Below are 22605 nucleotides of genomic sequence, written 5' to 3' on the forward strand. Positions count from 1 at the left end.
TTGTCCGAAATATCGACCACTCAAGGAAGGAGACCGGCACGCCGGTGGTCATCCGGCCCAGCCGGGCACGCCGGCCACGGCGGGGCCGCAGGCGCGAGTGCCTGCGGCCCCGCTCGGGTGCCGAGTCAGGACGGGTCGCCGTACTGCAGGCCGCGGCCGTTGGTGCCGACGTAGACGCGGCCGTAGATGTCGGGGTCACCGGTGATGACGCCGACGCCGCCGATGGCGCCCCACTGGTGGGCGTCGTCGTTGACGCGGAGCCAGGTGGCGCCCCTGTCGGTGGAGCGGAAGACTCCGGTGACGTTCTTGACGGTGCCGATCAGGTACAGGGCCTGGTAGCCGGTGCCCGGCTTGGCCTTGCCGAAGCCGAGGGCGGAGGCGGACTGCACCGACCTGAGGGTGGTGAAGGTGCGGCCGCCGTCGGTGGAGTGCAGCAGCCCCTTGGTGCCGCCGGCGATCCACAGGTCTCCGGTGATGCCGGGCACCGCCGTGAGCCGGCCGGCGGGCAGGCCGGTGGCGCGGGCGGTGAAGCTCGCGCCGCCGTCGGTGCTGGCGTGGAGCGTGCCGCCGGACAGCGAGTAGAAGGTCCTGGCGGAGGAGCGGTCGGCGACGACCACCGCGCCGGTGCCCAGACCGCCGACGCGCGACCAGCTCGCGCCCTTGTCGGCCGACCGGTACGGGGCCTGACCGGCCTGGGTCCAGACGAGGGTGGAGCCGTCCGCCGCGAGCGCGACATGGCCGTCCTGGGCATCGGCCACCGGTTCCGCCTTGAAGCCGTTCCAGCTGAGGCCGCCGTCGGTGGAGTAGGCGCCGTCCTGCGCGCCGCCCCGGCCGACGCGGACCATCATCGAGGGCTTGGACTGGGCGAAGTCGATGTCGGTGCTGTTGGTCATCATCGGGTTCTTGAGCCGCCCGGAGGGCACCTTGGTCAGGTCGTCGTGCCGGAAGCCGCCCTGGTCGCCCATGGAGGTGATGACGGTGGCGCCGCCGGGCGGGGCGATCGCGTCCAGCAGCGCGGTCTCCTCCAGCCCCCGGGCCCCCATGCTCCAGTGGCTGGTGCCGCCACGGTCGGAGGCGTCTGCGTCCTTGCTGCGCAGGATGCCGTTGCCGGTGCCGTACAGCACGTGCCCGGAGTCGAAGGGGTCGATGGCCAGGGCGGTCATCCAGTGCCCGGTGTGGGTGCCGACGTAAGGAGCGGCGGAGGCGTTGCGCTTCGACGTGCCGGCCAGTGCCTTCCAGGTCGTGCCGCCGTCGGTGCTGCGGTAGATCTCGTCCTCGGGCCACCAGCGGCCGAGGGTGGTGACCATCACCGTGGAAGGCTTGCGCGGATCGACGGCCAGACCGGAGAACCCGTAGCCGCCCTGGGAGGGGGAGATGTTCTTCCACGCCCCGCGGTTGGGCGTGTACTTCCACACCGAGCCCGCCGTCACGCCGTTGGGCCCGAGGTTGTCGGTGTACGTCAGGTACAGCGAGCCGTCACCGGAGAGCACGCCGTGCTGCGGCAGCAGGCCGGTGGGCTGCCCGGAGACGGCCTGCCAGGTGCTGCCGCCGTCGGTGGAGCGGTAGAGAGAGGTGGCCCTGTCGTTGACGCCGACGTAGATCGTCTTGCTGCCGGCCGGGCCGTACGTCACGAAGGAGATGCCCGCGCCGCTGCTGGCCCCGTCCTTGACGGGGAAGGAGGCGACCTGACGCCAGGTCACGCCGTGGTCGGTGCTGCGCCACAGGCCGTTCCTGCGACTGCCCAGCAGCAGGGTGCCGTGGTCGGCCGGGTCGATCACGAGCCGTTCGCCGGCCCCGCGGCCGTCCTCGTTGCCGCCCACCTTGAACGGCAGGTCCGTCCGCTTGAAGGTGCGGCCCCGGTCCGTGGAGCGCAGGATCGCGCCGTTGCCCGCCCAGTCGTTGGTGTAGGTGCCCGCCATCAGGTAGAGCCGCTCGGGGGCGACCGGGTCGGTGGCCACCGAGTCGATCCCCAGCAGGTTCCAGTCCTTCTCGCCGATCCAGTCGGTCAGCGGGATCCACTGCTCGGCCGCACTGTCCCAGCGGTAGGCGCCGCCCATGTCGGTGCGCGCGTACAGCAGACCCTTCTCCCGCGGGTTGAACACCAGCCCGGTGACGTAACCGCCGCCCACGACTTGGGCGTTCCTCCACACATACGGTCCTGCCGCGGCCGTGGTCCGCGCGGTGCCGGATCCGGACGCCGGGGTCCGGTCCACCTTCACGAGCTTCCACCGCTGACCGGAGCCACCCCGGCTCGGATACTGCACGACCGCCGCGCCCTGGGCCGTGGAGCCCCGCGAGACGTCCAGGACCTGCCCGCTCCTGCGGGAGGTGAGGGTGACGGCGCCGGAACCACTCACCTCGCTGATCCGCCACTCCTGGGACGTGGCGGAACTGTCGGTCTGCTGCTCTGCGGCGGCCCCCTGAGCCCGGGAATCGCCCGCTATACCCAGCACCATGCCGCTGTTGCGGTTCACCAGCTCGAAGTAGCCGTCGCCCGTGGGGCGCAGCCTCCACTGCTGGTTGGCGGTGTTCTCGTCGGTCCACTGCTGGACGCGGGTGCCTTCGGCGGTGGAGAAGCCGTTGACGTCCAGCACCTTGCCGCTGCGCACGGAGACCAGCCGGTAGTAGGCATCGCCGTCGACCGTCGCGGCCTGCGAGTCCTCCTGCGCGAACAGGAGGTACGGCACGAGGACGGCGGGCACACCGAGCACCAGACCGGTGGCGGTCCAGCGGCGGCGGTGACGCCCGCGGCGCCCGCCGTTCGTGGGGTGGTTCATGGGGCGGCGTTCTCCTTGCATGCTGTTCACGCGGAAATCCGGATACCAGCCGTCGAACCGGCCGGATCCGATACCTTGTGGTCACAGGCTGCGCGAAGGGTTGCCGTGATGCCGGAGCCGGCCCACGCTGACGTCCGTCGCCCTCGCCGTCCGAGGCGCCCACGCTCTCCTGGACCACCTGAGTCCCCGGCCGAGCGCAGTACACGGACCGCTCAGGCGGGATGCGACCCGTCGAAGCGGTCTGACGACAGCTCACGCGGAGTCCCGCGAAGCTCGCAGATCAACCGGCAGCGCCGATACGGCAGGTGCGGGCGAGGTGCCGCCGACCGCGGGCCGCGCCCCGGGGCCATGTTCGACGCTGGTGCGTCAGCAGCCCGAGGAACCCGGCGAGGAAGCCGCTGATCAATCCGGACGCGGCGTGGTTGGCGGCGTTCACGCCGGCGCTGGAAGGCACGCCGATGACCAGGTAGTTGGCCAAGGCGCTCATCACCGCGCCGATCCCGCCCCCGATCGCGCCGCTGATGACCGATGCGCGCACCGCGGAGGGCCGGTCGGAAGCGGGCCCGCGACGCCCCGGCGCGGCCGCTTCGACACCGAGAACGCGGTCGAACGCGAGCGGACCCGACCCGGCCAGCAGTACGAGGACGAGGAAGGCCCCTCCGGCCGTCTCCCCGACCGTGACGGCCCATGCCGTCACGGTCGGCGCGGGCCACTCGTACCACTCAGGTCGGCGCCGAATCCGGCCGGTGGCATCGACGGCCGGTCGGCCCTCTCGCAGGCGCCACGCGCCGGCGTACGGCTCCCGCCTACGAGACGCCGGCCAGCCGGCTGCCGACCCGCGCGGCCGTCTCCCGCAGCCAGATGTGGGCCGCGTCATGCGTGTGGACCGGGTGCCACCACAGCGCCTCACGCAACGGCACCGCCTCGTAGGGCGGCTCCACCGTCCGCACGGCGGCGATCGGCGTCAGCGTCCGCGCCAGCCGTGCCTGGACCAGCGCGATGCGCCGGGTGCCGGTGACCAGCAAAGGCAGGAGCTGGAAGCTGTCGACGGACACCTCCACGCGCGGTTCGATGCCGAGCATGCCGAGCTGGCGTACGGCGGGCGCGTCGTAGGTGCGCTGGTACGTCACCCACGGCAGCCTCGCCAGGTCCTGGCGGGTGAGCCGGTCACCGACGTCCGGATGGCCCTCGGCGACGAGGAACACCCAGCGGTCGTCGTAGAGGTCGGTGGCGGGGAAGTCGCTGATCACACCGTGCGGCATGAGCAGGCCGTCGGTGGCGCTGAGCAGGGTGGCGGTGTCGTCGACGACGGACGGCGGAGTCTGGGTGAACCGCAGCCGGATGCCGGGGGCCTCCTGGTGCACGACGCGGGCGAGTTCGGTGCCGAAGACGGCCACCGCGTAGTCGGACGCCACCAGCCGGAACTCCCGGCTCTCCGCGGCCGGGTCGAAGTCGGCCTGGCTGGCGAAGAGGCGTTCCAGCACGTCGTAGGCGGTGGCGGTGCGGTCCAGGAGGACCTGCCCGAGCGCGGTCAGCTCGTAGTGGCCGCCGACGCGGGCGAGCAGGTCGTCGTCGAAGTGGCGGCGCAGCCGGGCCAGGGCCGCGCTCATCGCGGGCTGGCTGAGACCGACACGCTGCCCGGCGCGGGTGACGTTCCGCTCCTCGAGCAGAGCGCGCAGGGCGACGACGAGGTTGAGGTCGAGTCGGGTCAGGTTCACGGACGGTCCTCGCACGGGGCGACGAGCAGGGAGAGTGAGCGGCGGGAATAAATCCGGTGGATGCCGATCATCCACAGAATCTATTTCCCTGATCACGGCGAGCGGGTCCAGATTAGTCCCACCGCAATCAGGAGGACACGTCCGTGAGACCCGAACCCTCGTCCGCTCTCTTCGCCGGACCGTTCGCCCTTGCCACCCTCTCGGCCCCGGACGGCCCGGAGTTCCCCGCCCTGGTCACCGCCGACGGCCAGGCCCTCGACCTGCGGGACGTCTTCGGCGACGACCGGCTGACCACCCTGGACGTGCTGGACAGCTGGGAGACGGCCCTGCCGCGGCTGCGCGCGCTCGCGGCCGACACCGGTCCGGCCCGCACGGCCGTCACGGACCTGCGCGTGCACGCGCCGGTGGCCCCGCGCCAGGTGTTCCAGTCGGGCGCCAACTACCGGCAGCACGTCATCGACCTGCACGTCGCCCACCGCGCCCCCGGTGACGACCGGCCGGAGAGCGAGCGCCGCGCTGAGGCCGCGGAGATCATGGACCGGCGGGCCGCCGAGGACCTGCCGTACGTCTTCATCGGCCTGCCCGGCTCGATCACCGGCCCCTACGACGACGTCGTCCTGCCGGCGTGGGCCGAGCAACCGGACTGGGAGCTGGAACTGGCGGTCGTCATCGGCAGGCCCGCCCACCGGGTGCCGGTGCGGGAAGCCGCGCAGTACATCGCCGGCTACACCATCGCCAACGACCTGACCGACCGCGCGACCGTCTTCCGCCGGGACATGCCGCAGATCGGCACCGACTGGCTGCGCAGCAAGAACGCGCCCGGGTTCACCCCGCTCGGCCCGTGGATCGTGCCGGCCGAATCGATCGCGAACCCCGACGACCTGCGCGTCACGCTCAAGCTCAACGGCGAGACGATGCAGGACGAGTCGACCGAGGACATGATCTTCAAGGTCGCGCGGATGGTGTCGTACGCCTCGCAGACCGCCCGCCTGCTCCCGGGCGACCTGGTCCTCACCGGCTCCCCGGCCGGCAACGGCATGCACTGGGGCCGGCTGCTGCGCGACGGCGACGTCATGGAGGGCACGGTCACCGGTCTCGGAGTCCAGCGCACCCGTTGCGTCGCGGAGGGCGCCACGTGAACCGCAACGACCCGGAGGGTGCGATCGCCGAGGCCGCCGAGGCGTACTCCAACTGGGGGCGCTGGGGCGAGGACGACCGGCTCGGCACCCTCAACTTCCTGGACGAGGGCAAGCGCCGTGAGGGCGCCGCCCTGGTGCGGCGGGGTGCCTGCTTCTCCCTCGCCCAGTCCTTCGACATGAACGGCCCCCAGAAGGGCTGGCGGCGGCGCACCAACCCGGTGCACACCATGCTGGACACCGGCACCGACGCCGCCCTCGGCAACCAGGGCTTCCCGCACGGCATCGGCGGCGCCGACGACGTGATCGCGATGCCGCTCCAGTGCTCGACCCAGTGGGACGGGCTCGGCCACATCTTCGACCACGGCAAGGCGTGGAACGGGCGGGCGGCCGAGCGGGTCGTCACCTCCGACGGCGACCTGGTCACCGGTATCGAGCACATGGCGCCGCACGTCGCCGGGCGCGGGGTGCTGCTCGACGTGGGCCGGGTGCTCGGACCGGACGGTGAGCTGCCCGACGGGTTCGCGATCACCGAGGAGCACCTGACGACGACGGCCGAGGCGCACGGCGTGACCGTGGGCCGCGGCGACATCGTCGTCGTACGGACCGGACAGCTCACCCGGGCCCGCCGCGACGGCTGGGGCGACTACGCCGGCGGGCCGGCGCCCGGTCTGTCGTTCACCGCGGCGGGCTGGCTGCACCGCACGGAGATCGCCGCCATCGCCACCGACACCTGGGGTTTCGAGGTCCGTCCGAACGAGTTCGAGCACGCCTTCCAGCCGTTGCACCAGGTCGCCATCCCGAACATCGGGCTGTTGATCGGCGAGATGTGGGACCCGGACGCGCTGGCCGAGGACTGTGCGGCCGACGGCGTGTACACGTTCTGGCTCACGGCCGCACCCCTGCCCATCACCGGCGCGGTCGGCTCCCCCGTCAACCCGATCGCCGTCAAGTAACCCACGGAACAAGGGAGTTCCCTTATGAGCGCAGCCCGCACGGTTCTGGTGATCGGCGGTGGCGCGGCCGGTAACGCCACGACGGTCTTCCTGCGCCGCGCCGGCATCGCCGTCGATCTGGTCGAGGCCAAGGACGACTGGAACGCCACCGCCGGCTCCGGCATCACCCTCCAGGGCAACGCCCTGCGCGTCCTGCGCGAACTCGGCGTCTGGAAAAGGGTCGAGGAGTCCGGCTTCGGTTTCGGCTCCGTCGGCATCACCGCCCCCGACGGCACCGTCCTGCACGTCGCCCAGGACCTGCGCACCGGCGGTGACGACCTGCCCGCCACGGTCGGCATGCAGCGCCCGCAGCTCCAGCGGATCCTGATCGACGCCGTCCGGGCCAGTGGCGCCACGGTGCGCCTCGGCACGACGGCCGACATCCTCGGCCAGGACGCGGACGGCGTCTCGATACGGTTCTCCGACGGCACCGAGGGGCGGTACGGCCTCGTCGTCGCCGCCGACGGCCTCGGTTCCTCGACCCGCGAGGCGATCGGCATCGCCGACAAGCCGGAGCCGACCGGCATGGCCATCTGGCGCGTCGCCGCCCCACGCCCGGCCGGGGTGACCCGCACCGACCTCGCCTACGGCGGGCCGGCCTACATCGCCGGCTACTGCCCCACCAGCGACAGCACGCTCTACGCGTACGTCGTCGAGGCCAACCGCGACCGCGCCTCCATCCCGCCGGAGACGTACGCCGACGAGATGCGCCGGCTCGCCTCCGCCTACGGGGGCCACTGGCCGGAGATCACCGCGCACATCACCGACCCGGCGAAGGTCAACTACACCTGGTTCGACCGGCTGCTGGTCGAGGGCTCCTGGCACCGCGGCCGTGTCGTCCTCGTCGGCGACGCCGCCCACTGCTGCCCGCCCACCCTCGCGCAGGGCGCGGCACTCTCCCTGGAGGACGCCTGGGTGCTCACCCAGCTGCTGACCGCCTCGGACACCTGGGACGACGCGCTCTTCCAGGCGTACTACGAGCGGCGTGCGGCCCGCGTCCGCCCGGTCGTGGAGGCTTCCGTACAGATCGGCCGGTGGCAGCTCGACGGCGTCCAGGACCCGGACCTCCCCGGCCTGATGCGCCGCATGATGACGATGCTGCGGGAGCTGCCGTGAGCACGCCCACCATCGACGTCCACGCCCATGTGCTGCTCCCCGAGGTCGAGGCCCTGGTGGCCGGCCTGCCGGGGCTGGCGGAAGCGAAGGCGCTGGACGCCCGGCGCAACGGTCCGGCGGCGCTCGCCGTCAGCGGGTCCATGGTCCGCGAACGCATGCCGAAACTCACCGACCCCACCGTGCGGCTGGCCGCGATGGACGCCCAGGGCGTGGACGTGCAACTGGTCAGCCCCTCCCCCTCCCACTACCACTACTGGGCGGACGAGGACACGGCCGAGAAGGTGTACCGGCTCGCCAACGAGGCGACGGCCGCGCACTGTCGCGCCGCCCCCGGTCGGCTCCGCGGGCTCGGCCTCGCGCCGCTGCAGCATCCTGATCACGCGGTGCGCGCCCTCGATCACGCGCTGGACCAGGAGCTGCTGGGCGTCGAGATCTCCAGCCACGCACCCGGACGGGAACTGTCCGACCCGGCCTACGAGCCCTTCTGGTCCCGGGCCGAGCAGACCGGCGCGATCGTCTTCCTGCACCCCTTCGGATGCACGCTCGACGAGCGCCTGGACCGGTGGTACCTGTCCAACACCGTCGGTCAGCCGGTGGAGAACGCCGTCGCGCTCTCCCATCTGATCTTCTCCGGTGTCCTGGACCGTCACCCGGGGCTCACCCTGATCGCCGCGCACGGCGGCGGCTACCTGCCCACGCACATCGGTCGCTCCGACCACGCCTGGTCGGCCCGCTCCGACGCGGGCGCGGGCTGCGCGCACCTGCCCAGCAGCTATCTCGAGCGGCTCTACTTCGACTCCCTCGTCCACGACCCGCACGTGCTGCGCGAGCTGGTCCGGGTCGCGGGCGCCGGCCGGGTCCTGCTGGGCTCCGACTTCCCCTTCGACATGGGCGCCGAGGACCCCGTCGGCGCGCTGCGCGCCGCCGGACTGTCCGACGCCGACATCCACGCCGTCAGCGGCGGCAACGCCTCCGCCCTCCTCTTCAAGGAGTGATCTCATGCGCCTGCTCACCCACCTGCGGCACGTCGACCTCGCCGTGCCCGACTACGACAGGCAACTCGACTTCTACGCCGGCGTCTGGGGCCTGACCAAGGTCGCCGAGGACTCCGGCATCTCCTTCCTCGCCGCCGAAGGCTCCCCCGAGCAGTACGTGGTCCGGCTGCGCAAGGCGGAGGAGAAGCGCCTCGACCTGGTCTCCTACGGCGCCGCCTCCGCCGCCGACGTCGACGCGCTCGCCGAGCAACTGCTGGCCGGAGGCGTGCAGTTGATCACCCGGCCGGGCACGGTCGACACGCCCGGCGGCGGCTACGGCTTCCGCTTCTTCGACGTCGACGGCCGCACCATCGAGGTCTCCGCCGAGGTCGAGGTGCGGCAGCACCGCAAGATCGAGGAGAAAGAGGCGATCCCGGTCAAGCTGAGCCACGTCGTCCTCAACTCCCCCGATCTGAACCGCACCCGGGAGTGGTACGAGCGCCACCTCGGCTTCCGCCTCTCCGACACCCTCAGCTCACCCCACATGGGCGAGGTCATGCACTTCATGCGGATCTCCAACCAGCACCACTCCATGGCGCTGGCCAAGGGACCGCACACCTCCCTGCACCACGTCTCCTTCGAGATGCGCGGCCTCGACGAGTACATGCGCGGCTCCGGCCGGGTCATCCGCGCCGGGTTCCGGAAGATCTGGGGCCCGGGCCGGCACATGGCGGGCGACAACACCTTCACGTACTTCCTCGACCCGCACGGCAACACCGTCGAGTACACCACCGAGCTGGAGTGCCTCGACGAGGACACCTGGCACCCGCACGTCTACGACTTCTCCCAGCCCGAGGTCACCGATCAGTGGGGCACGGCCAACCCGATGAACGAACTCGTCGCCAAGGAGTCCTTCAACGACCCCGACCGCGGCGTGTTCGTCGCCCCGCCGGTCTGATCCCGCCCCCTGCCCGGAGCCGCACTCATGCGTTTCGCCAGCTACGAACACCGTCACCGCCGCCGCGTGGCCGTCGTGGAGGACGACGGCACCCTGCTGCCCCTGCCCGGCGTCACCTCGCTCACCGGCCTGCTGCGGGAGTCGGGCGGTCTGCCCGGCCTGCTCACCGCGGGCGCGGCGGCGCTCGACGTACCGCCCGGCCCGCACGTGTCGGAGGTCCGGCTGCTGCCACCGCTCCAGCCCGCCTCCGTCCGGGACTTCGTCACCTTCGAGGAGCACGTCGAGGGCGTACGGCGGTCCGTGGACGGCGCGGCCGGCGTGCCGGAGCAGTGGTACGCGGCGCCGACCTTCTACTTCACCAACCCGCACGCGATCCACGGCCCGGACGAGGGGATACCGGTGCCGCCCGGCTCCGCCGTCCTCGACTTCGAACTCGAAGTGGCCGCCGTCATCGGCCGGGAGGGCAGCGACCTCACCCCCGAGCAGGCCCGCGACCACATCGTCGGCTACACGGTCCTCAACGACTGGTCGGCCAGGGACCTGCAGTCCGCCGAGATGAGGGTCGGTCTCGGTCCGTGCAAGGGCAAGGACACGGCCACCACCCTCGGCCCGTACCTGGTCACCGCCGACGAACTGGAGCCGTACCGGGACGCCGGCGGCTTCCTGCGCCTGGCGCTCACCGCGGAGGTCAACGGCGAGGTCGTCGGCCGGGATCTGCTGTCCAACATGAGCTGGACCTTCGAGGAGATGACCGCCTACGCCTCACGCGGCACCCGGGTCGTGCCCGGCGACGTCCTCGGCTCCGGCACCTGCGGCAACGGCGGCTGTCTTGCCGAGCTGTGGGGCCTGCGTGGCGAACAGACACCGCCCCCGCTCGAGCCAGGGGACACGGTCACCCTCACCGTGGAAGGGATCGGCAGTGTGTCCAACACCGTCGTGCCGGGCGCGGACCCCGTGCCGCTGCCCGCGGGCCGGCGCAGGTCGAGGGAGCGGCCGTGAGCGACCTGCGCTCCACGAGGCTCCTGGGCAAGGTGGTCGTGGTCACCGGTGCGGCACGCGGCCAGGGCGCCGCCGAGGCGGAGGCGCTGACCCGGAAGGGCGCACGGGTGATCGCCACCGACGTACGGCCGGGAGGCGGCTGCCGCCGTCTCGACGTGACCAGCGCACAGGACTGGGCCGACCTCGCCGCCGAGCTGAAGGAGTCGTACGGACACGTGCACGGCCTGGTCAACAACGCGGGCGTCACCTGGCGCGCACGTCTCGGCGACGTACGGGCCGAGGACTTCGACCGGGTCCACACGGTCAACGTCACCGGCCCGCTGCTGGGCATCCAGCACCTCGCGCCGCTGATGCCGCCCGGCTCCTCGATCGTCAACGTCGGCTCCTCGGCAGCCCTCACGGGCCACTACCCGGTGGCCTACACCGCCAGCAAGTGGGCGCTGCGGGGCCTGTCGAAGACGGCGGCGCTGGAACTCGGGCCGCGCGGCATCCGCGTCAACACCGTCCACCCCGGCTACATCGAGACCGAGATGACCGCCTCGGCCGCCCCCGCCTTCCGTGAGGCCAACATCCGCGAGACCCCGCTCGGCCGCACCGGAACCGTGGGGGAGGTCGCCCCGCTGGTGGTGTTCCTGCTGTCGGAGGAGTCGTCGTTCATCACCGGCGCCGAGATCCCCGTCGACGGCGGGCTCACCGCGCACGGCGGGGTCAAGTCGGTCTCCGACGCGCTGCGCGAGAGGGCCTCGTGAAGCGGCTGGAGGGGAAGGTCGCGCTGATCTCCGGCACGGCCCGCGGTCAGGGCCGGGCCGCAGCGCTGCGGTTCGCGGCCGAGGGCGCGCTCGTGGTCGGCGGCGACCTCACGCACGAGGAGGCTGTCGCGACACAGCGGCTGATCGCCCGCGAGGGCGGCACGGCACTGACACCATCACCGCAGAGGACATCACGGCCCGGACGCGCCGGTACGCCAGGACGCTCTCGGGGGGGCACGCTGATTCATTCTGCGCCGTGGCGCCAAGGCGCCGGACCTCCATCGACGCTCCGTCGGAATACGAGAAAATGGCAGGTCAGAGTCCCTTTGCAGCAGGCTCCAGAATCGCCACGCACTCCACATGATGCGTCATCGGAAACAGATCGAACGCCCGCAGCGTCCGCACCCGGTATCCGCCCTCCCGGAAGTACCCGAGGTCCCGAGCCAGCGCAGCGGGATCGCACGCCACGTACGCGATCCGCCGCGCCCCCAGCGACGACAGCTGCTCCACGGTCTTGCGCCCGGCCCCGGCCCGCGGCGGGTCCAGGACGATGAGGTCGACCTCCGAGATGCCGGTGCGCGGCAGCACGCTCTCGACCTTGCCCTGCTCGATCCGCACACGCTCGAAGTCGGCGAGGTTGTGCCGGGCGTCCTCCACCGCGCGCTTGCCGGACTCGATGCCGAGCACCGCGCCCTGGTCGCCGACCCGGTCGGCGAGGGCGCCGGCGAAGAGGCCCACGCCGCAGTAGAGGTCGAGCGCCATGTCGCCCTTGCGCGGCAGCAGGCCCTGCATGACCGCCGTCACCAGTGTGTCCGCCGCCTTCGGGTGGACCTGCCAGAAGCCGCCGTTGGCGACCCGGTGGGTCCGTCCGTCCGCGCGCTCGCGGACGAACGGGCGGCCGTGGACGCGGTGGACACCGCCGGAGCGCTCGTCGACGCGCAGCACGGACACCGGGCGGTCCAGCTCGACCAGCGGCAGGCGCGCGCCCGGCTTCGGCGTGAGGATCACCTGCCGGTCCTGCGAGCCCGTCGCCGCGATCGCCTCGACGGAGTCCATGCCGGTCCAGTCGCGCTTCTCGACGCCCAGCTCGCTGACGCCCTCCGCGGCGATCATGCAGTGGTCGATCGGCTCGACCTCGTGCGACCGGTGGCGACGCAGACCGGCCCGGCCGTCGGCCGTGACCGCGTACTGGACGCGCGTGCGCCAGGCCGGGACCTGGCCGGCCGGCACCTTGTCGCCCTCGGCGGGCACCACGGTGCCGTCCCAGCCGACCTCCTCCGGGGTGAGCCCGGCGAGCCGCTGGAGCTGCTCGGCGATCACGTCGGCCTTCAGCCGCCGCTGCGCTCCGGGCTTGGCGTGCTGCCAGTCGCAGCCGCCGCAGCGGCCCGGCCCGGCGTACGGGCAGGGCTCGTCGATGCGGTCCTTGGAGGCGTCGAGCACGCGCACCGCGTCGGCCCGCAGGAAGCGCGCGCCCTCCTCGCCCTCGGTCACCCGCGCCACGACCCGCTCACCGGGCAGGGCGTGCCGCACGAACAACACCTGGCCCTCGGACGTACGGGCGATGCAGTGGCCGCCGTGGGCGACGGGGCCGACCTCGACCTCGTACTCCTCCCCCACCAGCGACTTCCTCGGTTCTGCCTGCATGGCGGGGTGACTCCATAACGCGTGAGGGGCAAGTGCCGTACGGAAACGGCCGGACAACAGCCCACCAGTCTACGTGGCCGCGGCCCGGCCGTTTCACACGAGCCGTGGGGTCACGGGTTGTGCTCGGTCGTCTCCTTCGGCCGCACCTGCGCGGGGCCCCGGCGCACCGACCCGGGCGCGTTCCACTCCTGCTGCCTGCGGGCGCGCCGCTTGGCCGCCTCGGAGGACTGCAGCTGGTACGGCACGGAGGTCACCATGATGCCCGGCGTGAACAGCAGCCGGCCCTTCAGGCGCAGGGCGCTCTGGTTGTGCAGCAGGTGCTCGTACCAGTGGCCGACGACGTACTCGGGGATGATCACGGAGACCGCGTCGCGCGGCGACTCCTTGCGCAGGCTCTTGACGTACTCGATGACCGGCCGGGTGATCTCGCGGTAGGGCGAGTCCAGGACCTTCAGCGGTACGTCGATGCCGCGCCGGCTCCACTCCTCCTGGAGCGCCTTGGTCTCGGCCGGGTCGACGTTGACACTGAGGGCCTCCAGGGTGTCCGAGCGCATCAGCTTGGCGTAGGCCAGGGCGCGCAGCGTCGGGCGGTGGATCTTGGAGATCAGGACGACCGAGTGGACGCGGGAGGGCCGGACGCTGTCGTCGCTCGGGCCGTCGGGGGCGGCGATCTCGGCGGCGACCCGGTCGTAGTGCTTCCGGATGGCCGTCATGGTCGCGTAGAAGATCACCATGCCGAGCAGGGCGACCCAGGCGCCGTGGGTGAACTTGGTGACGAGGACGACGACCAGCACCAGGCCGGTGAAGAACGCGCCGAAGGCGTTGATGGCGCGCGAGCGGATCATGTGGCGGCGCTTGGCCTGGTCCTTCTCGGCGGCCAGGTGCCGGTTCCAGTGCCGGACCATGCCGGTCTGGCTGAGCGTGAAGGACACGAACACGCCGACGATGTACAGCTGGATCAGGCGCGTGGAGTCGGCGCCGTAGATGCCGACCAGCAGGGCGGCGGCGCCCGCGAGGAGCACGATGCCGTTGGAGAAGGCCAGCCGGTCGCCGCGGGTGTGCAGCTGCCGCGGCAGGTAGCGGTCCTGGGCGAGGATCGAGCCGAGCAGCGGGAAGCCGTTGTAGGCGGTGTTGGCGGCGAGGAACAGCACCAGCGCGGTGGCCGCGGCCAGGACGATGAACAGGAGGCTGCCCTTGCCGAAGACGGCCTCGGCGACCTGGGAGATGACCGGGTTCTGGACGTAGTCCGGGCCGAGCGGGACGCCGTTGTGGATCAGGTCCTTGGCCGGGTTCTCGGCCATGCGGACGTCGGTGGCGGCGGCCAGCGCGATGATGCCGCAGAACATGGTGACGGCCAGCAGGCCCATCATCGCCAGGGTGGTGGCGGCGTTCCGCGACTTGGGCTTGCGGAAGGCCGGGACGCCGTTGGAGATCGCCTCGACGCCGGTGAGGGCGGCGCAGCCGGAGGAGAAGGCGCGCAGCAGCAGGAAGACCAGGGCGAAACCGGCCAGGCCCTGGTGCTCGGGCTTGATCACGTAGTCCGCGGTCGGTGCCCGCATGGTGTCGTCCAGGACGAGCCCGCGGAAGGCACCCCACGCGAGCATCGTGAAGACGCCGGCGACGAAGACGTAGGTGGGGATCGCGAAGAGCGAGCCGGACTCCTTGACCCCGCGCAGGTTCATCAGGGTCAGCAGCACGATGACGCCGATCGCGCAGGCGACCTTGTGCTCGACGACGAACGGGACCGCGGAGCCGAGGTTCTCGATGCCGGAGGAGATCGAGACCGCGACGGTGAGGACGTAGTCGACGAGCAGCGCGCTGGCGACCGTGAGACCCGCCTTGGGGCCGAGGTTGGTGTTGGCCACCTCGTAGTCGCCGCCGCCGCTGGGGTAGGCGTGCACGTTCTGCCGGTACGAGGCCACGACGGTGAACATCAGCACGACGACCGCGACCGCGATCCACGGGCTGAAGTGGTACGCCGTCACGCCCGCGATCGACAGGACGAGCAGCACCTCGCCGGGTGCGTACGCCACGGAGGACAGCGGGTCGGAGGCGAAGACGGGGAGTGCGATGCGCTTCGGCAGGAGCGTTTCCCCGAGCCGGTCACTGCGCAGTGCGCGCCCGATCAGGATCCGTTTGGGCACGTCGGTCAGTTTGGACACAACAGAGGATCGTAAGCGTTCGAACGCGGGGCCGCCCACCCGCCACCCCTCATCGGCGTTCCCTCTGCTCTCCGAGTGAATTCAGAGGCTCCTGCGGCTGCGGATTCCGCAGGTCACGCGACTTCCATGCCTATATGACTAAGCCCGTCCCCGACCTGGCCGTTACCACCCCAGGAGGCCCTCATGCACGCCCCCGCGGAACTGATCGGCGCCGCAGCCACACTCGTCGTCCTCGGAATCCTCACCTTGGCGAGCGTGCGCAGCATCAGCCGCCGGTGAGCAGCGCCGCCACCCCGGCCTCCAGTTCCTCCGGCCCGATGCTGTCCGTCCGGGTCGACGGCACGGTGCAGGCGTAGGCGCCGGCCACGGTGCCGTACAGGGCGCAGCGGCGGGGTGGTGCGCCGGCGAGCCAGGCGTGCAGGAACGCGGCGGCGAAGGCGTCGCCGGCGCCGTTGGAGTCGACGACGGGGGCCGGGGGCACGGCGGCGGGTACGTGGGTCAGCTCGCCGTCGGCCAGCAGGTACGCCCCGGCCGCCCCGGCCGTGGCGACGACGGCCCGGGCCCGGCCCCGCCCGGCGATGCGGCGCATGGCCGCTTCCGGGTCGTCCAGCGCGGCGGCGGAGAGGAAGACCAGGTCGGCCTGGTGGGCGAAGGGCTCGTGGTACGGGTTCGCCCCGTCCCAGTCGTGCAGGTCGGTGGAGATCGTGACGCCCGCCGCGCGCAGGACGGGCAGCGCGTGCACGCACGGCTGGGTGATGACGACGTGGGCGTGCCGGCTCACGGCCGCCAGGTCCCGCAGCGTGGCTTCGGGCAGCCGGTCCGTCTCCGCCGAGCGCGTGGCGTCGTACAGGGACAGCCGCCGCCCGTCGGGGCCGACGAGGTTGACCGCGCGTTTGGTGCCGAGCGGCTGCGGGACGGCCGTGAGCGGGATCCCCCGGTCGCGGTGGAGCGCCCGGACGAGTTCGCCCTCGGGGTCGTCGCCGAGCAGGTCGAGGTGGTGCGTGCGCAGCCCCAGCGCGCTCGTCGCCAGCGCGACGAAGTCCCCGCTCTGGCCGGCCCGGGTCACGATCCCGGGCCGGATCATGTGGCTGTCGGCGTACGGCACGGGCAGCTCGGGCACGTGCACGATCGTGTCCACGCCCGCGCCGCCCAGCACCAGCACGTCGATCTCGATGGTCATGGCCCGTCCTCCCCGCCCGCGGCCCGGCGGGGACCCGGCAGGGTCCCCGGCAACGCCCGCGGCTTTGCCGATACGTTGGACTCGGGCAGCCGCACGCGGCACCGCCCCCGGAGGGCATCATGGCGTGATTTCACCGGCATGATGTTGCCGGCGGCCCGCACGCAGGCCGCGATGTGTTGCCTGGCGAGCCGAAAGAGAGACATGAGCACGACATCCATGAAGGTCAGAGGGCCTGCAGGAAGCGCGGTGTGACGCGATGCATATTGTGATCATGGGTTGCGGAAGGGTCGGCTCCGCCTTGGCCCAGAACCTGGAGCAGCAGGGCCACACCGTCGCCGTGGTCGACCAGGACCCCACCGCCTTCCGTCGCCTGGGGTCCTCCTTCGGCGGCCGCCGCGTCACCGGGGTCGGCTTCGACCAGGACACCCTGAAGGAGGCCGGCATCGAGGAGGCCGGCGCCTTCGCCGCCGTCTCCAGCGGTGACAACTCCAACATCATCGCCGCCCGCGTGGCCCGCGAGATGTTCGGCATCGAGAACGTCGCCGCCCGCATCTACGACCCCCGCCGCGCCGAGGTCTACCAGCGCCTGGGCATCCCCACCGTCGCGACCGTCCGCTGGACCGCGGACCAGATGCTGCGCCGGCTGCTCCCGTCCGGCGCCGAGCCGCTGTGGCGCGACCCGACCGGCGGTGTCCAGCTCGCCGAGGTGCACACCTCCACCGGCTGGGTCGGCCACAAGATCAGCCGGATCCAGGAGGAGACCGGCGTGCGCGTGGCGTTCCTCACCCGGCTCGGCGAGGCGGTCCTGCCCACCTCCCAGACGGTGCTGCAGGAGGGCGACCTGGTGCACGTGATGATGCGCACCGACGAGGTCGACAAGGTCGAGGCGGCGTTCGCCAAGGGTCCCGAAGAGGAGGGCGGTCACTGATGAGGGTCGCCATTGCCGGAGCCGGCGCGGTCGGCCGCTCGATCGCGGGCGAACTGCTGGAGAACGGCCACGAGGTCCTGCTGATCGACAAGGCGCCGACCGCCATCTCGGTCGAGCGCGTCCCGCAGGCCGAGTGGCTGCTGGCCGACGCGTGCGAGATCACGTCCCTGGACGAGGCGGCGCTCCAGCGCTGCAACGTCGTGATCGCCGCGACGGGCGACGACAAGGTCAACCTGGTCGTCTCCCTGCTGGCCAAGACGGAGTACGGCGTCCCGCGGGTCGTCGCCCGGGTGAACAACCCGAAGAACGAGTGGCTGTTCAACGAGTCCTGGGGCGTGGACGTCGCCGTCTCCACGCCGCGGCTGATGTCGGCGCTGGTGGAGGAGGCGGTGAGCGTGGGCGACCTGGTCCGCCTGCTCCGCTTCAGCCACGGCGACGCCAACCTCGTCGAGCTGACCCTGCCGGAGGAGTCGGCCCTGGCCGGCACGCAGGTGGGCGACGTCGAGTGGCCCGAGGACACCTCCCTGGTCACGATCATCCGCGGCACGCGCGTGCTGACCCCGTCCCGGGAGGACTCCCTGGAGGCCGGCGACGAACTCCTCTTCGTGGCCGCGCAGGCCCGCGAGGAACAGCTGGAGGACCTGCTGTCGGTGCGCCGGGACAGCGCGGCGAGCTGACCGGACCGGACAGGCGGAAGGGGCGTCCCGGACCACCCGGGACGCCCCTTCCCCTTCGCTCAGCTGTGCGGGCTCACTGCTCGGCGGACCGGGCCGCGGCCTGCCGTTCCCGCTCCTCGGCGGCCTTCTCCTCCGCCTCCATCTCCGCGAACACGTCGATCGGCGCGGGCGCCTTGGCGAGGAAGACCCACGTCAGCCACACCGCGAGCAGGAACGGCGGGATCTTCAGGGCGACCAGGACCCAGCCCAGCTGCGTGGTGTCGGCCCACCAGTACAGCGGGAAGAGGATCGCGCACTTGGCGAGCAGGATGGCGCCCCAGGCGTAACTGGCCTTCGTGTACGCCTTCTTGCGCCCCGGGTTCCGCGTGCGCCAGGAGAGGTTCTCCTTGAAGACCGGCCCGAGGATCAGGCCGATCAGCGGCACCCCGCACACGGCCGTGATCACGTACGCCAGCCCGAGGCCCAGCGTGTAGAGCATGCCGGGCAGGTAGAAGTCCTTGGCGTTGCCGGTCATCATCGCGAAGACGACACCGAAGGCCACGCCGAAGACGCCGCTGAAGGCGTGCTTGACGGTGTCCTTCATCACCAGCCGGACCGCGACCAGCACGAGCGAGACGGCCAGCGCCGCGATCGCCGACAGGTGCAGGTCCTTGTTGATCGTGTAGATGGTGACGAAGAGCAGGCCGGGCACCACCGTCTCGACCATGCCCCGCACGCCGCCGAACGCCTCGAACAGGGCGGCCTCGGTCACCGCCCGGGCGTCGTCCGCAGAATTCTCTTCGGTCGGCTTGTCGAGCGACGTCACCGGCTACTCCCGTCCGAGGGGTCTCAGTTCGTACTTGGGGTTGAACAGCACCCGGCGGCCCCGGCTCATCGAGATCCGGCCCGATGCGATCAGCTTCCGGCCCGGCTCTATGCCGACGATGGAACGCCGGCCGAGCCACACCACGTCCAGCGCGGCCGAGCCGTCGAACAGCTCCGCCTCCAGCGCCGGGACTCCGGCACGCGGCCTGAGGGTGACCGTGCGCAAGGTACCAGTAACCGTGACTATCTGGCGGTCCTGGCAGTCTCCGATCCGGGTGCAGCCGGTCGTCGCGGTGTCCTCACGCAGTTCCTCGGACTCCAGGTCCTCCTGCGACGAGGAGAGCCGGTCGAGCATGCGCCGGAACCGGCCCGCCGGCTTTTCGGAACGAGGAACAGCACTCATATCTGAAGCGTACCGGGGCCCACCGGCATCCCCGTAGCCCCGGGCGGCGACCCTACTTCTCGAACCGGTAGCCCATCCCCGGCTCCGTCACGAAGTGCTTCGGATGCGACGGGTCCGCCTCCAGCTTCCTGCGCAGCTGCGCCATGTACACGCGCAGATAGTTGGTCTCCGTCCCGTAGGACGGCCCCCACACCTCCTGGAGCAGCTGCTTCTGCCCGACCAGACGGCCGCTGTTGCGCACGAGCACCTCCAGCAGGTGCCACTCGGTGGGCGTCAGCCGGACGTCCTTCCCGGCGCGCTGGACCTTCTTCGCGGCCAGGTCGACGGTGAACTCGTCGGTCTCCACGATCACGTCGCCCTCGCCTCCGCCGGCCGGCTCGGCCCGGCGCACGGCGGCCCGCAGCCGCGCCAGCAGCTCGTCCATGCCGAACGGCTTGGTGACGTAGTCGTCGGCGCCCGCGTCCAGCGCCTCGACCTTCTCGTCGGAGGAGTGCCGCGCGGACAGCACCAGGATCGGCACCCGGGTCCAGCCGCGCAGGCCCCGGATCACCTCCACGCCGTCCATGTCGGGCAGCCCGAGGTCGAGGACGACCACGTCGGGGTGGCGGGCCGCGGCGAGCTGGAGGGCCGTGGCACCGTCGTGGGCCGCGTCGACCTCGTACGTGCGTGCCTTGAGGTTGATCACGAGGGCGCGCACGATCTGCGGCTCGTCGTCGACCACCAGGACGCGGGTCATGAGGCCTGCCTTTCCGGTTCTGCCAGGGGTTCTTCCGGTTCTCCCGGCGGGACGAGGGGCTCCGGGCGGGTTCCGGCCGCGCGGAGGGTGAGGACCATGGTGAGTCCGCCGCCGGGGGTGTCCTCGGCGTTCAGGGTGCCTCCCATGGCCTCGGCGAAGCCGCGGGCGACCGCGAGCCCGAGCCCCACGCCGGCCCCGCGGGGGGCGTCGCCGTAGCGCTGGAACGGTTCGAAGATGCGGTCCTTGGCCTGGTCGGGGACGCCCGGCCCCCGGTCCACCACCCGCACTTCGACCCGGTCGGCGAGCGCGCTCGCGGCCACCAGCACGGGCACGCCGGGCGGGGCGTACTTGACGGCGTTCTCGACGAGGTTGGCCATCGCCCGCTCCAGCAGCCCGGGGTCCACCTCGACCATGGGCAGGCTCTCCGGCACGTCCAGCTCGACGCTGCCCTCGGGCACCCCGCCGAGCGCCATCGGCGCCACCTCGTCGAGGTCGATCTCGCGGATCAGCGGGGTGACGGTGCCGGTCTGCAGGCGGGACATGTCGAGCAGGTTCCCGACGAGGTGGTCGAGGCGGTCGGCGCCCTCCTCGATGCCCTCCAGCAGCTCGGCCCGGTCCTCCTCGGACCACTCCACGTCCTCGGACCGCAAGGAGGACACCGCCGCCTTGATGCCGGCCAGCGGTGTGCGCAGGTCGTGGCTGACGGCGGCCAGCAGCGCCGTGCGGATGCGGTTGCCCTCGGCGAGCCCGCGGGCCCGGTCGGCCTCCTCGCGGAGCCGGCGCCGGTCCAGGACGACGGCGGCCTGGGCGGCGAAGGCGGCCAGCACCCGGCGGTCCTCGGCGGGCAGGACACGGCCGGTCAGCGCGAGGGCCATGTGGTCCCCGACCGGCATGTCCACGTCCGCCTGGTCGGGACGCTCGACGGGACTCCCCTGGCCGGCGCGCCCCGCGCAGGTCCACGGCTCGACGTCGCTCTCGCGTTCCAGCAGGGCCGCCGACTCCATGCCGAAGGTCTCCCGGACCCGTTCCAGCAGCTCCTCCAGGCCGGTCTCGCCGCGCAGCACGTTGCCCGCGAGGAACGACAGGATCTCCGACTCGGCGCGCAGCCGGGCCGCCTGGTGGGTGCGGCGGGCGGCGAGATCGACCACGGAGGCCACGGCCGCGCCCACCGCCACGAAGATCACGATGGCGACGATGTTCTTCGGGTCGGCGATGGTCCACCGGTGCAGGGGCGGTGTGTAGAAGTAGTTCAGCAGCAGCGACCCGACGGCCGCCGAGGCCAGGGCGGGCAGCAGCCCGCCGAGCAGGGCCGCCGCCACCGTCAGCGCCAGGAACAGCAGCATGTCGTTGGCGAGGCCGAGGTCGACGGCGCTCAGCAGCGCCGCGAGGACCGGCGGCCCGGCGACACCGGTGATCCATCCCCACACCCGCCGCGACCGCCCGAGGCGCGCGCCCCGGGCCACCGGCAGACCGCGGCCCTTGGCGACCTCGTCGTGGGTGACGATGTGCACGTCGAGGTCGGGTCCGGACTCCCGCGCGACGGTGGCGCCGACGCCGGGCCCGAAGACGTACTGCCAGGTCTTGCGGCGGGAGGAGCCCAGCACGATCTGGGTGGCGTTCACGCCGCGGGCGAAGGACAGCAGCGCGGCCGGTATGTCGTCGCCGACCACGTGGTGGAAGGTGCCGCCGAGGTCCTCGACGAGGGTCCGCTGCAGGGCCAGTTCCTTGGGCGAGGCGGAGGTCAGCCCGTCGCTGCGTGCTATGTAGACGGCGAGCACCTCGCCGCCGGCGCCCTTCTCGGCCAGCCGGGCGGCACGGCGGATGAGGGTGCGGCCCTCGGGCCCGCCGGTCAGGCCGACCACGATCCGCTCGCGCGAACCCCAGATCCGCGACACCCGGTGTTCGCTGCGGTACCGGGTGAGGTGGGCGTCGACCCGGTCGGCCACCCACAGCAGGGCCAGCTCGCGCAGGGCGGTGAGGTTGCCGGGGCGGAAGTAGTTGGACAGGGCCGCGTCGACCTTGTCGGGCTGGTAGATGTTGCCGTGCGCCATCCGGCGGCGCAGCGCCTCGGGCGACATGTCGACCAGCTCGACCTGGTCGGCCCGCCGCACCACCTCGTCCGGCACGGTCTCCTGCTGCCGCACGCCGGTGATCGACTCGACGACGTCCCCGAGGGACTCCAGGTGCTGGATGTTGACGGTCGAGACCACGTCGATCCCGGCTGCCAGCAGTTCCTCCACGTCCTGCCAGCGCTTGGCGTTGCGCGAGCCGGGGACGTTGGTGTGGGCGAGTTCGTCCACCAGGGCGACCCGGGGCGCGCGGGCGAGCACGGCGTCGAGGTCCATCTCGGGGAAGACGCCCCCGCGGTACTCCAGCTCCCGGAGCGGCACGTGTTCGAGACCGCGCAGCATCACCTCGGTGCGGGACCGGCCGTGGTGCTCGACGAAGGCGACCACGCAGTCCGTGCCCCGCTCGACGCGGCGGTGCGCCTCGGACAGCATCGCGTACGTCTTGCCGACGCCCGGTGCCGCACCGAGGTAGATCCGTAGCTTGCCGCGTGCCATGGCCCCATTGTCTTCCGGTCTGCTGCCTGCGCGGCATCGACTGTCTTCCGGTCTGCTGCCTGCGCAGCGTCGACCTTACGGCCGG

The 22605-nt window shown here is 72.0% G+C and carries 19 protein-coding genes; 9 read left to right on the top strand and 10 right to left on the bottom strand.

Annotated features, from left to right (window positions below; genetic code table 11):
* Nucleotides 1-125: 125 nt before the first annotated feature.
* The 3 genes from ACF07N_RS19905 to ACF07N_RS19915 all read right to left on the bottom strand — a co-directional run bounded on the left by ACF07N_RS19905 (nucleotide 126) and on the right by ACF07N_RS19915 (nucleotide 4495).
* The gene (locus tag ACF07N_RS19905; RefSeq protein ID WP_392114559.1) at nucleotides 126-2777 is read right to left on the bottom strand and encodes an RICIN domain-containing protein; all 2652 of its coding nucleotides are present in this window, start codon (nucleotides 2775-2777) and stop codon (nucleotides 126-128) included.
* A gap of 280 nt (nucleotides 2778-3057) precedes the next feature.
* On the bottom strand, nucleotides 3058-3474 hold the full coding sequence (locus ACF07N_RS19910) for a hypothetical protein (RefSeq protein ID WP_392114562.1): 417 nt from the start codon (nucleotides 3472-3474) through the stop codon (nucleotides 3058-3060).
* A gap of 109 nt (nucleotides 3475-3583) precedes the next feature.
* Entirely contained in the window at nucleotides 3584-4495 is a 912-nt protein-coding gene (locus tag ACF07N_RS19915; protein WP_392114565.1) for a LysR family transcriptional regulator, read from the bottom strand.
* 143 nt (nucleotides 4496-4638) lie between these two features.
* Between ACF07N_RS19915 and ACF07N_RS19920 the strand changes: the two genes are divergently transcribed.
* The 7 genes from ACF07N_RS19920 to ACF07N_RS19950 are packed head-to-tail and all read left to right on the top strand — an operon-like array spanning nucleotide 4639 to nucleotide 11422.
* A complete protein-coding gene (locus tag ACF07N_RS19920) occupies nucleotides 4639-5634 on the top strand; it encodes a fumarylacetoacetate hydrolase family protein (protein ID WP_392114568.1) in 996 nt (331 codons plus the stop codon).
* On the top strand, nucleotides 5631-6587 hold the full coding sequence (locus ACF07N_RS19925; RefSeq protein ID WP_392114571.1) for a cyclase family protein: 957 nt from the start codon (nucleotides 5631-5633) through the stop codon (nucleotides 6585-6587). The genes ACF07N_RS19920 and ACF07N_RS19925 overlap by 4 nt, the downstream gene beginning before the upstream one ends.
* A 24-nt stretch (nucleotides 6588-6611) precedes the next feature.
* The gene (locus ACF07N_RS19930; RefSeq protein WP_392114574.1) at nucleotides 6612-7742 is read left to right on the top strand and encodes an FAD-dependent oxidoreductase; all 1131 of its coding nucleotides are present in this window, start codon (nucleotides 6612-6614) and stop codon (nucleotides 7740-7742) included.
* Nucleotides 7739-8737 carry an amidohydrolase family protein gene (locus ACF07N_RS19935; RefSeq protein ID WP_392114577.1) on the top strand — a complete coding sequence of 333 codons (999 nt, stop codon included), beginning with the start codon at nucleotides 7739-7741 and terminating at the stop codon, nucleotides 8735-8737. Before ACF07N_RS19930 ends, ACF07N_RS19935 begins: the two co-directional genes overlap by 4 nt.
* Nucleotides 8738-8741: 4 nt before the next feature.
* Nucleotides 8742-9674 (top strand): VOC family protein, encoded by a 933-nt coding sequence (locus ACF07N_RS19940; RefSeq protein ID WP_383330608.1) that lies wholly within the window; start codon nucleotides 8742-8744, stop codon nucleotides 9672-9674.
* Between the two features lie 27 nt (nucleotides 9675-9701).
* Nucleotides 9702-10673, top strand: coding sequence for a fumarylacetoacetate hydrolase family protein (locus tag ACF07N_RS19945; protein ID WP_392114580.1), 972 nt, complete (start codon nucleotides 9702-9704; stop codon nucleotides 10671-10673).
* The gene (locus ACF07N_RS19950; protein ID WP_392114583.1) at nucleotides 10670-11422 is read left to right on the top strand and encodes an SDR family NAD(P)-dependent oxidoreductase; all 753 of its coding nucleotides are present in this window, start codon (nucleotides 10670-10672) and stop codon (nucleotides 11420-11422) included. The genes ACF07N_RS19945 and ACF07N_RS19950 overlap by 4 nt, the downstream gene beginning before the upstream one ends.
* Nucleotides 11423-11737: 315 nt before the next feature.
* Here ACF07N_RS19950 and ACF07N_RS19955 read toward each other — a convergent pair whose 3' ends face one another.
* The 3 genes from ACF07N_RS19955 to ACF07N_RS19965 form a co-directional block, all read right to left on the bottom strand.
* A complete protein-coding gene (locus ACF07N_RS19955) occupies nucleotides 11738-13066 on the bottom strand; it encodes a class I SAM-dependent RNA methyltransferase (RefSeq protein ID WP_392114586.1) in 1329 nt (442 codons plus the stop codon).
* A gap of 110 nt (nucleotides 13067-13176) precedes the next feature.
* The gene (locus ACF07N_RS19960) at nucleotides 13177-15228 is read right to left on the bottom strand and encodes an APC family permease (protein WP_392114589.1); all 2052 of its coding nucleotides are present in this window, start codon (nucleotides 15226-15228) and stop codon (nucleotides 13177-13179) included.
* 265 nt (nucleotides 15229-15493) lie between these two features.
* Complete coding sequence (locus ACF07N_RS19965; protein WP_392114592.1) at nucleotides 15494-16408, bottom strand: PfkB family carbohydrate kinase; 915 nt, start codon at nucleotides 16406-16408, stop codon at nucleotides 15494-15496.
* Nucleotides 16409-16664: 256 nt separating this feature from the next.
* Here ACF07N_RS19965 and ACF07N_RS19970 point away from each other — a divergent pair, with 256 nt between their 5' ends.
* The gene (locus tag ACF07N_RS19970; RefSeq protein WP_383330629.1) at nucleotides 16665-17336 is read left to right on the top strand and encodes a potassium channel family protein; all 672 of its coding nucleotides are present in this window, start codon (nucleotides 16665-16667) and stop codon (nucleotides 17334-17336) included.
* On the top strand, nucleotides 17336-18013 hold the full coding sequence (locus ACF07N_RS19975) for a TrkA family potassium uptake protein (RefSeq protein WP_010035052.1): 678 nt from the start codon (nucleotides 17336-17338) through the stop codon (nucleotides 18011-18013). Before ACF07N_RS19970 ends, ACF07N_RS19975 begins: the two co-directional genes overlap by 1 nt.
* A 73-nt stretch (nucleotides 18014-18086) precedes the next feature.
* Here ACF07N_RS19975 and ACF07N_RS19980 read toward each other — a convergent pair whose 3' ends face one another.
* The 4 genes from ACF07N_RS19980 to ACF07N_RS19995 are packed head-to-tail and all read right to left on the bottom strand — an operon-like array spanning nucleotide 18087 to nucleotide 22520.
* Complete coding sequence (locus tag ACF07N_RS19980; protein ID WP_365092089.1) at nucleotides 18087-18818, bottom strand: DUF3159 domain-containing protein; 732 nt, start codon at nucleotides 18816-18818, stop codon at nucleotides 18087-18089.
* Between the two features lie 3 nt (nucleotides 18819-18821).
* Nucleotides 18822-19220: an OB-fold nucleic acid binding domain-containing protein gene (locus ACF07N_RS19985; RefSeq protein WP_383330633.1), complete on the bottom strand. Its 399-nt coding sequence runs from the start codon at nucleotides 19218-19220 to the stop codon at nucleotides 18822-18824.
* Between the two features lie 52 nt (nucleotides 19221-19272).
* On the bottom strand, nucleotides 19273-19956 hold the full coding sequence (locus ACF07N_RS19990) for a response regulator (RefSeq protein ID WP_383330636.1): 684 nt from the start codon (nucleotides 19954-19956) through the stop codon (nucleotides 19273-19275).
* Nucleotides 19953-22520 (bottom strand): ATP-binding protein, encoded by a 2568-nt coding sequence (locus tag ACF07N_RS19995; protein WP_392114597.1) that lies wholly within the window; start codon nucleotides 22518-22520, stop codon nucleotides 19953-19955. The genes ACF07N_RS19990 and ACF07N_RS19995 overlap by 4 nt, the downstream gene beginning before the upstream one ends.
* Nucleotides 22521-22605: the final 85 nt, after the last annotated feature.

The organism is Streptomyces sp. NPDC015242 (genome assembly GCF_043079125.1).
Classification (GTDB): Bacteria; Actinomycetota; Actinomycetes; order Streptomycetales; family Streptomycetaceae; genus Streptomyces.

Excerpts from the sequence above, each read along its gene's own strand:
- ACF07N_RS19905 (WP_392114559.1), bottom strand. The coding sequence starts at position 2,777 with ATGAACCACCCCACGAACGGCGGGCGCCGCGGGCGTCACCGCCGCCGC.
- ACF07N_RS19930 (WP_392114574.1), top strand. The coding sequence starts at position 6,612 with ATGAGCGCAGCCCGCACGGTTCTGGTGATCGGCGGTGGCGCGGCCGGT.
- ACF07N_RS19940 (WP_383330608.1), top strand. The coding sequence starts at position 8,742 with ATGCGCCTGCTCACCCACCTGCGGCACGTCGACCTCGCCGTGCCCGAC.
- ACF07N_RS19945 (WP_392114580.1), top strand. The coding sequence starts at position 9,702 with ATGCGTTTCGCCAGCTACGAACACCGTCACCGCCGCCGCGTGGCCGTC.
- ACF07N_RS19955 (WP_392114586.1), bottom strand. The coding sequence starts at position 13,066 with ATGCAGGCAGAACCGAGGAAGTCGCTGGTGGGGGAGGAGTACGAGGTC.
- ACF07N_RS19965 (WP_392114592.1), bottom strand. The coding sequence starts at position 16,408 with ATGACCATCGAGATCGACGTGCTGGTGCTGGGCGGCGCGGGCGTGGAC.
- ACF07N_RS19970 (WP_383330629.1), top strand. The coding sequence starts at position 16,665 with ATGCATATTGTGATCATGGGTTGCGGAAGGGTCGGCTCCGCCTTGGCC.
- ACF07N_RS19975 (WP_010035052.1), top strand. The coding sequence starts at position 17,336 with ATGAGGGTCGCCATTGCCGGAGCCGGCGCGGTCGGCCGCTCGATCGCG.
- ACF07N_RS19985 (WP_383330633.1), bottom strand. The coding sequence starts at position 19,220 with ATGAGTGCTGTTCCTCGTTCCGAAAAGCCGGCGGGCCGGTTCCGGCGC.
- ACF07N_RS19990 (WP_383330636.1), bottom strand. The coding sequence starts at position 19,956 with ATGACCCGCGTCCTGGTGGTCGACGACGAGCCGCAGATCGTGCGCGCC.
- ACF07N_RS19995 (WP_392114597.1), bottom strand. The coding sequence starts at position 22,520 with ATGGCACGCGGCAAGCTACGGATCTACCTCGGTGCGGCACCGGGCGTC.